The 12,539-nt window shown below is 68.3% G+C and carries 14 protein-coding genes and 2 pseudogenes; 5 read left to right on the forward strand and 11 right to left on the reverse strand.

The window, feature by feature from the left end; translation table 11 throughout:
* Positions 1-261: 261 nt before the first annotated feature.
* Entirely contained in the window at positions 262-759 is a 498-nt protein-coding gene (locus ADL15_RS54790) for a hypothetical protein (RefSeq protein WP_198171323.1), read from the reverse strand.
* Between ADL15_RS54790 and ADL15_RS53740 the strand changes: the two are divergent.
* A pseudogene (locus ADL15_RS53740) lies at positions 646-1,163 on the forward strand (STAS domain-containing protein); the annotation flags it as partial. The gene ADL15_RS54790 and the pseudogene ADL15_RS53740 sit on opposite strands and share 114 nt — an antisense overlap.
* A gap of 7 nt (positions 1,164-1,170) precedes the next feature.
* On the opposite strand, the pseudogene ADL15_RS52340 reads toward ADL15_RS53740, so the two are convergent.
* Positions 1,171-1,628: pseudogene (locus ADL15_RS52340) on the reverse strand (calcium/sodium antiporter); the annotation flags it as partial.
* Positions 1,629-1,889: 261 nt separating this feature from the next.
* Between ADL15_RS52340 and ADL15_RS47325 the strand changes: the two are divergent.
* Positions 1,890-3,350: a peptide MFS transporter gene (locus tag ADL15_RS47325; protein WP_067706892.1), complete on the forward strand. Its 1,461-nt coding sequence runs from the start codon at positions 1,890-1,892 to the stop codon at positions 3,348-3,350.
* A gap of 21 nt (positions 3,351-3,371) precedes the next feature.
* Here ADL15_RS47325 and ADL15_RS47330 read toward each other — a convergent pair whose 3' ends face one another.
* Both ADL15_RS47330 and gnd read right to left on the reverse strand, forming a co-directional pair.
* Positions 3,372-4,706 (reverse strand): DUF2254 domain-containing protein, encoded by a 1,335-nt coding sequence (locus ADL15_RS47330; RefSeq protein ID WP_067706895.1) that lies wholly within the window; start codon positions 4,704-4,706, stop codon positions 3,372-3,374.
* Positions 4,707-4,779: 73 nt separating this feature from the next.
* Complete coding sequence (gnd, locus tag ADL15_RS47335; RefSeq protein WP_067706898.1) at positions 4,780-5,799, reverse strand: phosphogluconate dehydrogenase (NAD(+)-dependent, decarboxylating); 1,020 nt, start codon at positions 5,797-5,799, stop codon at positions 4,780-4,782.
* Positions 5,800-5,988: 189 nt separating this feature from the next.
* On the opposite strand from gnd, the gene ADL15_RS47340 reads away from it, so the two are divergent.
* Entirely contained in the window at positions 5,989-6,726 is a 738-nt protein-coding gene (locus tag ADL15_RS47340; protein WP_067706900.1) for a hypothetical protein, read from the forward strand.
* A gap of 2 nt (positions 6,727-6,728) precedes the next feature.
* On the opposite strand, the gene ADL15_RS54795 is transcribed toward ADL15_RS47340, so the two are convergent.
* The 7 genes from ADL15_RS54795 to ADL15_RS47370 form a co-directional block, all read right to left on the reverse strand.
* On the reverse strand, positions 6,729-7,058 hold the full coding sequence (locus ADL15_RS54795; RefSeq protein ID WP_067706903.1) for a BON domain-containing protein: 330 nt from the start codon (positions 7,056-7,058) through the stop codon (positions 6,729-6,731).
* Positions 7,059-7,518: 460 nt separating this feature from the next.
* The gene (locus ADL15_RS47350) at positions 7,519-7,785 is read right to left on the reverse strand and encodes an STAS domain-containing protein (RefSeq protein WP_067706906.1); all 267 of its coding nucleotides are present in this window, start codon (positions 7,783-7,785) and stop codon (positions 7,519-7,521) included.
* A 185-nt stretch (positions 7,786-7,970) separates the two neighbouring features.
* A complete protein-coding gene (locus ADL15_RS47355) occupies positions 7,971-8,516 on the reverse strand; it encodes a hypothetical protein (RefSeq protein ID WP_067706909.1) in 546 nt (181 codons plus the stop codon).
* Between the two features lie 34 nt (positions 8,517-8,550).
* The gene (locus ADL15_RS53745) at positions 8,551-8,700 is read right to left on the reverse strand and encodes a hypothetical protein (RefSeq protein WP_157442051.1); all 150 of its coding nucleotides are present in this window, start codon (positions 8,698-8,700) and stop codon (positions 8,551-8,553) included.
* Between the two features lie 140 nt (positions 8,701-8,840).
* On the reverse strand, positions 8,841-9,416 hold the full coding sequence (locus ADL15_RS47360; RefSeq protein ID WP_067706912.1) for a GerMN domain-containing protein: 576 nt from the start codon (positions 9,414-9,416) through the stop codon (positions 8,841-8,843).
* Positions 9,413-10,768 carry a sensor histidine kinase gene (locus tag ADL15_RS47365; protein ID WP_067706913.1) on the reverse strand — a complete coding sequence of 452 codons (1,356 nt, stop codon included), beginning with the start codon at positions 10,766-10,768 and terminating at the stop codon, positions 9,413-9,415. The genes ADL15_RS47360 and ADL15_RS47365 overlap by 4 nt, the downstream gene beginning before the upstream one ends.
* A complete protein-coding gene (locus ADL15_RS47370) occupies positions 10,765-11,448 on the reverse strand; it encodes a response regulator transcription factor (RefSeq protein WP_067706914.1) in 684 nt (227 codons plus the stop codon). Before ADL15_RS47370 ends, ADL15_RS47365 begins: the two co-directional genes overlap by 4 nt.
* Before the next feature lie 169 nt (positions 11,449-11,617).
* Here ADL15_RS47370 and ADL15_RS47375 point away from each other — a divergent pair, with 169 nt between their 5' ends.
* Entirely contained in the window at positions 11,618-11,923 is a 306-nt protein-coding gene (locus tag ADL15_RS47375) for a hypothetical protein (protein ID WP_067706922.1), read from the forward strand.
* Positions 11,920-12,510 (forward strand): STAS domain-containing protein, encoded by a 591-nt coding sequence (locus tag ADL15_RS47380; RefSeq protein WP_067706925.1) that lies wholly within the window; start codon positions 11,920-11,922, stop codon positions 12,508-12,510. Before ADL15_RS47375 ends, ADL15_RS47380 begins: the two co-directional genes overlap by 4 nt.
* The last annotated feature ends 29 nt before the right edge of the window (positions 12,511-12,539 follow it).

Below are 12,539 nucleotides of genomic sequence, written 5' to 3' on the forward strand. Positions count from 1 at the left end.
ACCGAGCGCCAGCATGATCGATGCGCCGCCGAGCGCGACCGCCACCCGATTGATCTTCTCGGTCGCGATCAGCACGTACGCCGCGACGAACACCACGACAGTGATCCAGGAAAGCGTGGTCATCTCATCTGCGCCTCTCGGATCCGGACAGCAACCATCACTCGCCGACCAGACTTCCCGGCACACCTGCGATCAACCTAGCAGCCGGCCCGTCTCGCACCCTGGACGAGCAGGGCAAGAGATCGGCCTGCCCTGCTGGGATCACACGACTCGAGGAAGACGTCCGAGGAGTTGCTCGGCACGCCGAGTGATGCCGGCGAAGCCGAATCGATGGGCAGCGCTCCTGGCATCGGCGGCCAGATCGCGGGCCGCGCCCGGTTCGGACCCGGCGAGCAGACCGGCGTAGGCGAGTTGGGTACGGGCGACGAACAGGGGCGCTCGGAGACGGCGGTTCACAGTGAGAGCGACGTCGTAGGCGGCGGCCGCTTCATCGATGCGGCCGAGGGTCGCCAGCGCAAGGCCGAGACCGTAGGCGATGGAACCCTCCGTGGTAGCTCCGGTACTGGCGACCCGGTCCTGCCAACCGGTGAGGATCGGCGCCAGTCGGGATGCCGGCCCCGGAAGGTCGATCTCGTGGCAGACCTCGGCCCACAGCTGCTCGTGCTGGCCGTCGCACTCGGCGACGTGGTCGCCCGGATCCCGATGGCCGCCCTGGTCGCCGTCATGATCCTGGTGTCGGTCGGCACCTTCGACTGGCACAGCATCGCCCGGCGACGCTGCGGCGCATGCCGGCCGGTGAGATCGTCGTCATGCTGGTCACCGTCGCCGGCACCCTGGCCACCGGCAACCTCGCCATCGGGGTGGTGCTCGGCGTGCTCACCGCCATGGTCGTCTTCGCCCGCCGGGTCGCGCACTTCACCCAGGTCACCACCGCGACCGCCGAGGACGACAACACCAAGACCTATTTCGTACGCGGTGAGCTCTTCTTCGTCTCCAGCAACGACCTGGTGTACCAGTTCGACTACGCCGGCGACCCGAACCGGATCGTGGTCGACATGAGCGGCGCCCACATCTGGGACGCCTCCTCCGTCGCCGCCCTCGACGCCATCACCACCAAGTACGCCTCGCGCGGCAAACATGTGGAGATCACCGGCCTGAACGAGGCTCGTCGCGGCCATACCCGGCACAGCGCAGAAGCACGACGACGGCACCGATGGCCAGCACACCGAGCAGCGCACCGGTCACCCGCGACAGACCGGCCCAGGCCACGAACGCGAACACCGCGACGGCGGCGACAGCCAGCGGAACCTCGCGGCGGACCACCGTCGAGGTGACCGCCAACGACCGTTGAGAACGTTCGAACCGACGAGGTTCCCCACCGCGGTCCCGGAGTCGCCGCGGGCGGCGGCGACACCCGACACCAGGAACTCCGGCGCCGAGGTTCCCAGCCCGATGACCACCACACCCACGACGACGGGCGGGATCCGCAGCCGCATCGCCAGCCGCGACGAACCGAGCACGAGATGATCAGCGGCGAGGGTGAGCAGGACGAGCCCACCGGCGGCGAACAGAATTCGGGCAAGTTCACGGGGCCTCCGGCAGTCGGCGTCACTCGACTCGCTGACCAGGCTTCCCGGCACACGTACGCATACGACGCCACAACAGCGGCCCCATGGTCACCGGGGCTCCCCCCGGAGTCCATCGCGCCGGCCCGGCTCAGATCCACGATCACCCACGGGTACGCCGTCAACGCGGTCTCGAGCGTCCTACGCACATGTGACGTCACCGGCAGGTCGACGCCGGTGCGGCGGATAGCCGTTTATGACGCGGGCACTCGGGAACTGAACGGTCCTGTCGCATTCCCGCACTCAAGGGCGGAGTCGATCGAGATGGTTGTCAGCGCGTCAGCACCGGAACAGGACAGGTCCTTCTTCGGCCAGCCGCGACCGCTGGCCAACCTGTTCGGTGTCGAACTGTGGGAACGGTTCTCGTTCTACGGGATGCAGGGCATCCTGCTGATCTACCTCTACTACTCCACCGCCGACGGCGGGCTCGGCATCCGCGAAGGCACCGCCACCAGCATCGTCGGTGCCTACGGCGGCGCCGTGTACCTGTCCACCATCCTCGGCGCGTGGACAGCCGACCGGCTGCTCGGCCCGGAACGTGTGCTGTTCCTGAGCGCCGTCCTGGTCATGTGCGGACACATCGCTCTCGCTGTCCTGCCCGGGCTCACCGGTGTCAGCGTCGGCCTCGTCATGATCGCGATCGGCAGCGGCGGCGTCAAGGCCAACGCCACGTCCCTGGTGGGTTCCTTGTACGACGAACACGACGAACGCCGCGACGCCGGCTTCTCCCTGTTCTATCTCGGGATCAACCTCGGCGCCCTGGCCGGGCCGTTGTTGACCGGGCTGCTGCAGAAGAACGCCGGCTTCCACTTCGGATTCGGCCTCGCCGCCATCGGCATGGCCATCGGCCTGGTGCAGTACAGCATGGGACGCCGCCGCATGCCCGCCACGGCCCGCGAGGTACCGAATCCGCTTCCGCACCGGTCACGCCTGATGGTGGCAGTAGCCGGCATCGCGGCCATCGCCGCTGTCACCCTGCTGGCCGTCACCGGGGTGCTCTCCGCGGATCGGTTGGCGAACGTCGTCGTCATCGTCAGCGCGGCAGCCGCGGTCGGCTACTTCACGGTCATCCTCACCAGTCGCCACATCACCGCTGTGGAGCGGCGGCGGGTACTGGCGTTCATTCCGATGTTCCTGGCCAGCGCGGCGTTCTGGTCGCTGTATCAGCAGCAGTTCACCGTGGTGACCATCTACTCCGACCAGCGCCTCGACCGGAACGTGCTCGGCTGGGAGATGCCGGTGTCCTGGGTACAGTCGATCAATCCGGTCTTCATCATCGTGCTGTCCGGGGTCTTCGCCGGGATCTGGACCCGGCTCGGTGACCGCCAGCCGTCGACACCTGTCAAGTTCGCCGCCGGAACGGCCATCATGGGTGTCGCCTTTCTGCTGTTCCTGCCGTTGGCCGGCGGCGGACCCAGCAGCGCCCCGCTGCTCGCCCTCACCGGAATTCTGCTGGTCTTCACCGTCGCCGAGCTGCTGCTGTCACCGGTAGGGCTGTCGCTGTCCACCAAGCTCGCCCCGCGGGTCTTCCACACACAGATGGTGGCCCTGTTTTTCCTGTCCGTGGCGCTGGGGACCGCCCTGTCGGGAACCCTCGCCGGCTACTACAGCGCTGATCACGAGACGGCCTACTTCGGCATTCTCGGTGCCGTGGCCATCGTGCTCGGTCTGTCCCTCGCGCTGGCCGCCAAGCCGATCAGCCGTCTCATGAACGGGGTCCGGTAACCCGGTCAAGGACCGGTCGGGTCACTGCCAGCTGCCGGCGAGGGCGTGGCGCACCCGTTGCACATCGTCGCGCAGAACATCCCTTTCGCTCGGGTCGAAGCTCTGCTGCTCGATCGTGGCCACGAGAGACTCGAGGTGACGGGCGACCGCTGCTCGCTGCACCGAGCCGGAGGCGGTCCACGCGATCTCGCGAAGCATGGTCGCGAGACGGGACAGCACCACCGGTTCCGCGGCACCGTAGCGGCGTGGTTGTGCCACGGCCAGGTCCAGCAACTCGTCGAAGCTCGGGCGCCGCAGCACCAATCGGGTCTGGCCCTCGTCGTCGCACACCAGGCGCGGGCCCAGGTCACGCCCGGCCAGGTCACACATCAGCACCGCGATGTGGCCCAAGCCGTGCACGGCAGTGGTGGGATCGTTGACGCCGGGCGACAACGCCTTGACCACGACGTCGACCAGCTGCCGCAGCCCGAATGCGACGTCCTGAGCAGCCGTGCGTTCGAATCCGGTCCGTACGGCGCGGTGCAGGCACCCGGTCAGGGCGTCGTGACGTGTCTTGACGAGCCTGGCATCACGCAGGAAAGGCCAAGCCTGCCCGATGGGCGTCCCGGCCACCAGGGAGTCGCCGGGCAGCCGATCGATGAGCACCACCGCGGCGTTGTCCATGGCCGCGGCCAGCAGCGCCCGCTCGTCGACGGATGTCAGGAAACCGGATCCGCCGGCGGTGAGCACGATCGCATCATCGGGTGCGATCGGCGCGGTTCGTGCCGTGCCCTCGCCGGTCAGGACCCGTCCGATCGTCGCGTTCGTCTCGGCATGGACCTGTCGCATCATCCACTCGACCCGGATCTGGCGGGACAGATGGGCGAGGAAGACCACCAGCGCGAGCACGCTGACCAGCGCCAACAAGTACGCCACGGTCACCGAGATCTGCGGGACGAACGCCGGCTGATCGGGCAGGTCGCCTCGTACGGTACGCAGAACCGTCAACGCGTAGACGAAGGTGGCCAGCAGCATCCCCAGGCTGAGGTGCACCAGCCGGTCACGGGTGAACGTCCGCAACAGCCGTGGGGAGAACTGGCTGCTGGCCAATTGCAGGGTCACCACGGTCAGCGAGAACGTCAGCGACGTCACCGTGACCAGCGAGCCGGCCACCGCGGACAGCACCGCACGCGCCGCCTCCGGTCCCCCGCTGAACAGGTACACCGTGACCACACCAGGAAGATCTTCGTCGATGTCCGCGTCAAGGCGAGGCAACACGACTCCGAGCAACACCGCGAGCGCGACACAGAACGTCGGAACCGGCCACAGCTGGGTGCGCCAGGTATCGCCGAGCACCGACCATCGTTGACGATTCACGCTGGGCCGCCTTCGACGCGTCCTGGGCTGACAGGTTCTACAACGCCGCCGGCAACGGCCGTGGCTTCACCGGTCATCCGGCGGGCTTCTCGGCGTGACCGCCGAACTGCTGGCGCATCGCCGACAGCGTCTGGCTGGCGAAGTGATCGAGGCCGCGGGAGCTGAACCGAGAGGTGAGAGCGGTCAGCAGCACGGGCGCGGGCACCCCTTCCTCGATCGCCGCGACGGCGGTCCACCGGCCCTCTCCGGAATCGGACACCCGGCCGGAGTAATCGTCGAGATCAGGTGACTGCACCAGCGCGTCCGCAGTGAGATCGAGCAGCCAGGAGGAGATGACGCTGCCGCGGCGCCAGACCTCGGCGATCTCCGGGATGGCCAGTTCGTACTGGTAGTACTCCGGATGCGCCAGCGGTGCCGTCTCCGCATCAGCCTGCCGGGTCGCAGTGCCGATGCCGGCGTTACGCAGGATGTTGAAACCTTCGGCATAGGCGGCCATGAGTCCGTATTCGATGCCGTTGTGCACCATCTTCACGAAGTGTCCGGCTCCCGGAGGTCCGCAGTGCAGGTAGCCATGCTCCGCCGCGATCGGCTCTGAGCCCCGCCCCCGCGTACGAGGGGCCGCCTGCACACCCGGTGCAATCGCGGCGAACAGCGGGTCCAGTCGCTGAACCGCCTCCGCGCCACCGCCGATCATGAGGCAGTATCCGCGGTCCCGGCCCCACACCCCGCCGCTGGTGCCGACGTCTATGTAGTCGATGCCCTGCTCGGCGAGGGCGGCGGCCCGGGCAATGTCATCGCGGTAGTACGAATTCCCGCCGTCGATGATCGCGTCACCGGAGTCGAGGCTCGCGGCCAGGGCGCGGACGACCTGCTCCGTCGGATCGCCCGCGGGCACCATCACCCACACGGCCCGGGGTGCCCGCAATTTATCACTGATCTCCTCCAGCGAACCGCAGCCGACGGCACCCTCGGCGACCACAGCTTCGACCGCCGTCGGATCGGTGTCGAACACCACGCATTCATGGCCCGCCGCCATCAACCGGCGAGCGAGATTGGCACCCATCCGCCCGAGTCCAACCATTCCCAGCTGCATGACCTTTGCCCTACCGATCAGTTTGATGGTGCGGTTGCCTCTCCTCGTGCCCTCGACACCCATCGCGAAACCGCCGATGCGGTCGCCCCATTACCGAGTGCGGCGTGGGCGCTGGCGGCTCGTCACGCAACTGTCACGTGAACCTCACTGCTCTACGGGTACTCAGAGCGACGAAAGAGGTGACAAATCATGCCCAAAACCTACTTGTACGGCGCCGGCTTTATCACCGGTGTCCTGCTCGCCGGCGTACCGGCCCACGCCGCCGTCAGATCGCCCGCGGCGGTACCGGCCTGCGCCGTCGGCCACTGGCGAAGCATCGGACTTCCCGAACATCCGACCGGCGGGTCCACCGCCGCCCATCTCACCGGCGGAGCCGGATTCCGGGTCGCGATCGGCCCCGACGGCCACACCGCAGTGGATTTCACCGGCATGTCCCCGGTGACCTTCACCGTGCAGCTCGCAGATACCAAGATCGGTGGCAGATTTCGTTACACGGGCACCGCTACCGGCACCATGACCACAACCGTCAGCACCGACGGACCACTGCCGCCTCCGGGAGCGACCGGCAGGTGGCGGCCGCTGGGCGACGTCGTGCGGACAACCCAGGTGGCTATCGAGATTCGGAGACCGTCCGATGCCGGCACGGCCGACGACATACTGCCGGCAGGGTATCCGCGCGACGCCGTCGACACGGACCCGTTCTTCGGCGCGGGCCGCTACTGGTGTATGGGTGACATTCTCATCACCGCTCCGGACGACGGCGGCCTACCCATGATCCTCAATCGGACCGGGCCCGGTCCGGCGCGTGAGAGTTCGCTCGCCCGGACACACGCCTCGGCATGTTCGGACATTGCTCGAAGCGGACCGCTTCAGGTGTCGCGAACCAGCCCGCAGCCACTTCCGGGAGCTGTCGCCGCACCCTGCTGAGGTCAGTCCCGAACCGCCGCTTTTTCGATCCTGAGACGGTTGCAGACGTCGAAGACACCGGGAACAGCCCAGACACACCGGCCGGCAGCAATGCTGGCGCGCACCGTGTCGACCTCGCCGAGCAGGATGACAACCCGATTCTGTACGAGGATCTCCACGTGGCGACCGCGCACCTGCCGGTCACGGCGCAACGCGTCGGCCACCCGGTCCGCCAGCATCACGTCGTCAGGGTTTCCGCCGACACAGTGCGTCTCGTGTTCACCGTCCGGCGCGGGCCGCCGGGCTCCACTGCGGCGGTAGCCCTCGTCGTGGTAATTCCAGAAGGGGTACATGCGTCCTCCAGAAGCGAGCGTTTCCGGCCCCGAGTCCCTTGACACGATTCTGCGAGAACATGGCAGATCCTTCCCGGCGAGATGACAGTTGCGCGACGAATCCATTCACCACGGTGTCCGGGACGAAATGGCAAGCGCGCTGATCTATCGGACACCGAGCGACGGACTTTGTCATGAATTCGTCATGCGGACGGGATGTGACTGCCATACCCGTAGAGGATCCTTTTCTCGGGCCTATGAGGAGGTCTGAACGCCTCGGGTGGCGGTGTACCGGTTCGGGCACCGTCACCCGCAGTGCGTTCACCGGGAGCCGCGAGGCTAAAGAAACGTCACGAGCCCGCGTTGTGTCCCGTCGTCACCCCGGTGACGTTCAGACTGCTTTCGTTGTGGTCGGCAGGACAAGTCTGGCCGTGCTGCCCGTTGTGATCCCCGAGTCTCGGTGATCACAACGGGCCCGCCCTCAAACGATCTCGAAGAACGAGTCGAGGCGACCGAATGCCAGCATGCCGCGCACCTGAGGTCCGGGCGCCCTCAGCAGCAGCCGGCCATTGCCCATCGTCACGGCGTGGTGGACCTGCAACAGCATCACGATGGCGCTCTCATCGATCCGGGGCGCATCGCGCAGATCAACGACCAGACGCCCCGGGTGCAATGTCACCGCCTCTTCCAGGAGCTGCCCCCAGCGGGAGACCGCAGACTCCTCCAGCGCTTCGTCGACGAAGATCACCGCCTCGGAGGCACATCGCTCACGCATCGGTAGTTCCCCTCGCTGCCACATCGAACTTGGACATCAGCCGCTCCTTCGTCGTTGCCGACGAGGATTGCGGGGCTGTACGGCAGCGAGCACGCGATGTCATGACGGTTTCCCGACGATCTCGTCAACGCCGGCCGACGGGGCTCGGCGGGCGGGCGTCAGGTGGCCGCAGGACTTGATGGTGGCGTGCCCAGGCCGGCGTGGCGGTCCTGCAGCAGCCAGGCGGCACGGTCAGCGAGCTCCTCATCGACCAGCACCGCGTAATAGCCGGCGCGGACCTGCGCGGGCGCCGGCCGCCGGCTACGGGTGAGCCCGTAGCCGGCCACTCCCAGCGAACTGCCGAACACCGCTCCCATGATCATCGCCGACAGTGTCAGCCGGGCCGGCCCGGCCACCGGATCCACCAGGTCGGACACCACGAGCAGCCACGCCACCGAGGCGCTCACCAGCAGGCCCAGCACGCCGCCGCGCAGCGCCACCTCGGGTGTCGGCAACTGTCCGACCACGGGCGGTCCGACCCGCAGATCGCGGCCGACGAGGGACAATCCTCGCGCCGGAACACCGCACTCGACCAGACGCTGGACCGCCCGGTCAGCGACGGCGAAGTCCTCGGCGGAGGCGACGACGCGCTGCGCGTTGTCGCGTCCTGACTCGTGGTGGCCGGTGATGCTGCTGTCGCGCCGCCAACCTTGATACTGGTTCATCAGGCTCTCCTCACGGGATTGAGCAGATCCGGTTTCAGCGGTGCGATCCAGCGGAGGGCGCCGCCAGAGCGCCGATGATCAGAGCGAATCCGCCCGCGAGGATCAGCCAGCCCATGGAATAGACAGTGCCCAGCGCCGCGACGACAGCTCCCGCAACGGTCAGGCAGACGAGAACCACAATCATGGCGACCCCCCGAATTCAACGCGAAACGTAGCCTCATCGTCACTCAAAGCGATGACTGTCCGCTCACGAAGATTCGTCAGTTCCATGACAATGCGCTGCGCGCACGGCGGCCGGACCCGAGTCCACCCGTCGGGCGCCGGTCAGGGCGGACCGATCAGATCCTGGTAGTCCTCGGCCCCCAACGGCTGCTCCGTCAGGGTGCCGTCACCGCGCGGAACCCTCAGCGGCTGCCCGCCGCGGGTGAATGCCACCGAGCTGACGTCAGCACGGGAGGTGAGGGTGCAGACGATCTGCCCGTACGCAAGAATTTCGTCACTGCGGGCAGCGCCCTCGTCGGCCTCCGTGACTTCGACCGTCACCGCGGCGGCGACCGGCGGCGTGGCCAGCACCAGCGACAGCCCGGCAAGAGCACTCGACAGCCCCTGTGCCTGTTCCGCCTCGGTCGGCCCGGCGGCGAGGGCGTCGAGCTGGCCCTGTGGGGACAGGGCAGCATCGGCGCGGCGGACCGACTGCGCCAGCCGCCCCTCGTGGACCAGACACAACACCTGGGCCGCTTGACCCACGGGATCGGCGCTGACGACGGTGGACGACGCGTCAGTCAACGGACGGCGGGGCAGCGCCACCTCATGCGGCTCGTCCTGTGCGGGTACCCCGCACCCGGTGAGTGCCAGGCACAGCGCCACCACGGCGACGGCGATCGGCCGTGCTCCGGTCATCGCACACACCCCGGCAGGTCGATCCGGAACCGGGCACCGCCGCCGGGCCGGTCGCCGACCGTCGCCCGCCCGCCGTGCGCGGCCGCGTGCTCCACCACGATCGCCAGCCCCAGGCCGGTGCCATCGCTCGTACCGCGCGCGTTTGCCGCCGGGCCCCGCACGAACCTGTCGAAGATTGTCGCCCGGTCCTCGCCAGCGACTCCGGGCCCCGCGTCGTCGACCTCCAGAAACCCGAGGGTGCCGTCGCACCCGATGCGGATCGCGACCGGACCATCACCGTAGCGGATCGCGTTGTCGACGAGATTGCCCAGCGCCTGCTCGATGCGCCGCCGGTCCACCCGCCACACGGTCGATGTCCCGGAACTGACCTCGATCAGCTCGGGCGCGATGCCACGGGTCTGGCACACCCGCCTGGCCACCCCGCTGACGTCCACGTCTTCAGGCGTCGGTGGCTGGTCGCTGCGCGCCAGCTCCAGCAGATCGTTGACCAGTACCTGGAATCGGCCTACTTCCGCGCTGATGAGCCCGATCGCCGCCGCCGAGCGGTCGTCGAGCCGATCCTGGCGGCGCTGCAACACGCTCGCCGCCGCTTCCAGTGTCTGCAACGGCGAGCGCAGCTCGTGGCTGACGTCGGCTGCGAACCGCCGGTCGCGTTCCAGCCGGCGGGTGAGCTGATCGGCCATGTGGTTGAAGGCCAGCGACAGCGGTGCCAGGTCGGGTTCCGCCGCGGGGTCCAGACGGGTGCTGAGATCCCCGGCGGCGATGCCGTGCGCCGCGCCGGCCACCGCCGCCATCGGACGGAGTGCCTGACGGGTCACGTACCAGCCGACAGCGGCGCCGCCGGCCGCCACCATGATCGCCACTGCGGTCAGCACCAGCGCCAGCAACTGCAGTGTGCGGTCCAGTTCCGCCAGCGACACGATCTCGTAGAACGCGGCGGACCCGGCGAGCGGCACTCCGACGATCAAGGATGGCTGTCCGTCTCGACGCACTCGCTGCGCCCCTGCCTGACCACTCGCGGTCATCGCCTGCAGCCCGGCCGGTACGGCGGTATCGGCGGCGGCATCGGCGCTGCGCGAGCGCCACCGTCCGTCGAGATACAACAGGGTGTACCGGTCGGCACCGGTGTCCAGCGAGCGCAGCACCTCGACCACGTTCGGGTCGGTGCCTGCGATCCCCGCGTTGACCACCGCCGCGTCGAAGTACGTGGACCTGACCGCGGTCCGCTCCCGCTCGTTGAACAGCGTCCTCCGGGTGGACTCGTACGACACCAAGCTGATCACGGCCGACAGCAATAGCGCGCCGACGGCGAAGGCGGCGCTGACCCGCGCGCGCAGCCCGAGCGGTCTCATGGCTGCAACTTGTAGCCCAGACCCCGCACGGTCACCAGGTGTCTCGGGTTTCCGGAGTGCGGTTCGATCTTCTGACGCAGCCGGCCGACGTGCACGTCGACCACTCGTTCGTCACCGAACTCGTGACCCCACACCCGCTGCAACAGTTGCTGGCGGGACAACACCAGACCGGGGTGCTCGGCAAGCTCGCAGAGCAGCCGGAACTCCGTACGGGTCACGGCCACCAGTGCTCCGGCGAGCCGCACCTCGCCGGCCTCGGGGCGCACCTCCAGATCGCCGAACGTCAGCACGGACGTCTGCGGAGGCAGTGTTGCGGTCGCCCGGGCGCGGCGCCGCAGGGCGCGCAACCGGGCAGCCAATTCCTTGACCGCCACCGGCTTGATGACGTAGTCGTCAGCGCCTGCCTCCAGCGCTGCCACGATGTCGTGGGTGTCGTCGCGGGCACTGACCACCACGATCGGCACGTCGTCGTCGCGCCGCAACTGCCGGATGCACTCGTAGCCGTCCATGCCCGGCAGCATCAGGTCGACCAGTACCGTGTCGGCCGGCTGCCGGCGCTGCGCCGCGATGCCCTCCTCCGCGGTCGCCACCGCCGTCGCGCTGTACCCCTCGTCCTCCAGCGCCATCGCCAGGGACAGGCGGATCCGGTCGTCATCCTCGATCAGCAGCACCGCGGTCATATCCGCATGATGCCGTGTACCCGGGGAGGCCTGCCGCGCAGAGCCCCAGCCGGAACCATTTGTCATCCAACTGTCACGAGGACGGGCCGTATTCGACGATCCCGTTAGGCAACCTCGATCAGGAAGGCCCGCTCCGGCACGCCCACCCGCACCACGGAAGGACTCGATCATGACGACAGTCAGCCTCGTCACCGCGGTGGCCGTCGGCCTCGTCATCGGCCTCGCCAGTCTGATCACGTCATCGCAGATACGCCGTAACGTTCCGATCTGGCTCCCGGCCGCGGTCGGCATCGGCACCGCGATGCTCGCCACCCTGATCGCCCAGATGACCGACCCGGGCCGGGCCGGTCTCACCACCGTCGAGCTGATCCTGCAGGTGACGTTCCCGGTAGCCGGTCTCGCCGTCGTCGCCGTCACCGCGCGCAGACACCCCCCGGTGACCCACCGCAGTAACCGGACGGAGAGCATCCGATGACCGCGGTGCCCGGTGACGACACGGGTGTCATCACCCTGATCTGCGACACTTGCGGCAGCACGGCCAACGCCACCGACCTGCTGCGTGACGAGGACGTGGTCTGGCCGGCGGTCAATGACCTCGGCTGGAGCGGATCACCGTTCGCCATCGGCACCCATCGCTGCCCGGAGTGCGCGGACGAGGCCCCGGGTGTCGAACCACTGTCGCTGCCCGACACCACCGGAGCGTCCTACGACCTGCGCAACATCGACGAGCTGGGAACGACCGTGATGACGCCGCTGGCCGACCTCGGCCAGCAGATGGCCGACACACTACGACCCGCCTTGATGTCAGCCACCGCAGCCGGCCGCCACGTCGTGGTCGACCTGCACTCCGTAGAACTGATCGACCCGGCCGGGCTCGGGCTGCTCGTGCGCGCGCACCGGGAGGCCCGTCAGCATGCCGGCGCGCTCTTCCTGGCGGCACCATCGCGGTTCGTCCGTACCGTGCTGCACACCATGCGCCTCGACGGCGTCTTCCCGATCTTCCCCGATCTGGCCACGGCGCTGCACGAAGGCCGGCCCGGACGGATTCGCCAAACCGCTTGACGCCGGGACGGCATCACCCCGATTCCGCT

The sequence above is a fragment of the Actinoplanes awajinensis subsp. mycoplanecinus genome (assembly GCF_001509495.1).
In the GTDB taxonomy this organism is placed as follows: domain Bacteria; phylum Actinomycetota; class Actinomycetes; order Mycobacteriales; family Micromonosporaceae; genus Actinoplanes; species Actinoplanes palleronii.

Excerpts from the sequence above, each read along its gene's own strand:
- ADL15_RS47325 (WP_067706892.1), top strand. The coding sequence starts at position 1,890 with ATGGTTGTCAGCGCGTCAGCACCGGAACAGGACAGGTCCTTCTTCGGC.
- gnd (WP_067706898.1), bottom strand. The coding sequence starts at position 5,799 with ATGCAGCTGGGAATGGTTGGACTCGGGCGGATGGGTGCCAATCTCGCT.
- ADL15_RS47340 (WP_067706900.1), top strand. The coding sequence starts at position 5,989 with ATGCCCAAAACCTACTTGTACGGCGCCGGCTTTATCACCGGTGTCCTG.
- ADL15_RS54795 (WP_067706903.1), bottom strand. The coding sequence starts at position 7,058 with ATGTACCCCTTCTGGAATTACCACGACGAGGGCTACCGCCGCAGTGGA.
- ADL15_RS47355 (WP_067706909.1), bottom strand. The coding sequence starts at position 8,516 with ATGAACCAGTATCAAGGTTGGCGGCGCGACAGCAGCATCACCGGCCAC.
- ADL15_RS53745 (WP_157442051.1), bottom strand. The coding sequence starts at position 8,700 with ATGATTGTGGTTCTCGTCTGCCTGACCGTTGCGGGAGCTGTCGTCGCG.
- ADL15_RS47360 (WP_067706912.1), bottom strand. The coding sequence starts at position 9,416 with ATGACCGGAGCACGGCCGATCGCCGTCGCCGTGGTGGCGCTGTGCCTG.
- ADL15_RS47365 (WP_067706913.1), bottom strand. The coding sequence starts at position 10,768 with ATGAGACCGCTCGGGCTGCGCGCGCGGGTCAGCGCCGCCTTCGCCGTC.
- ADL15_RS47370 (WP_067706914.1), bottom strand. The coding sequence starts at position 11,448 with ATGACCGCGGTGCTGCTGATCGAGGATGACGACCGGATCCGCCTGTCC.
- ADL15_RS47375 (WP_067706922.1), top strand. The coding sequence starts at position 11,618 with ATGACGACAGTCAGCCTCGTCACCGCGGTGGCCGTCGGCCTCGTCATC.
- ADL15_RS47380 (WP_067706925.1), top strand. The coding sequence starts at position 11,920 with ATGACCGCGGTGCCCGGTGACGACACGGGTGTCATCACCCTGATCTGC.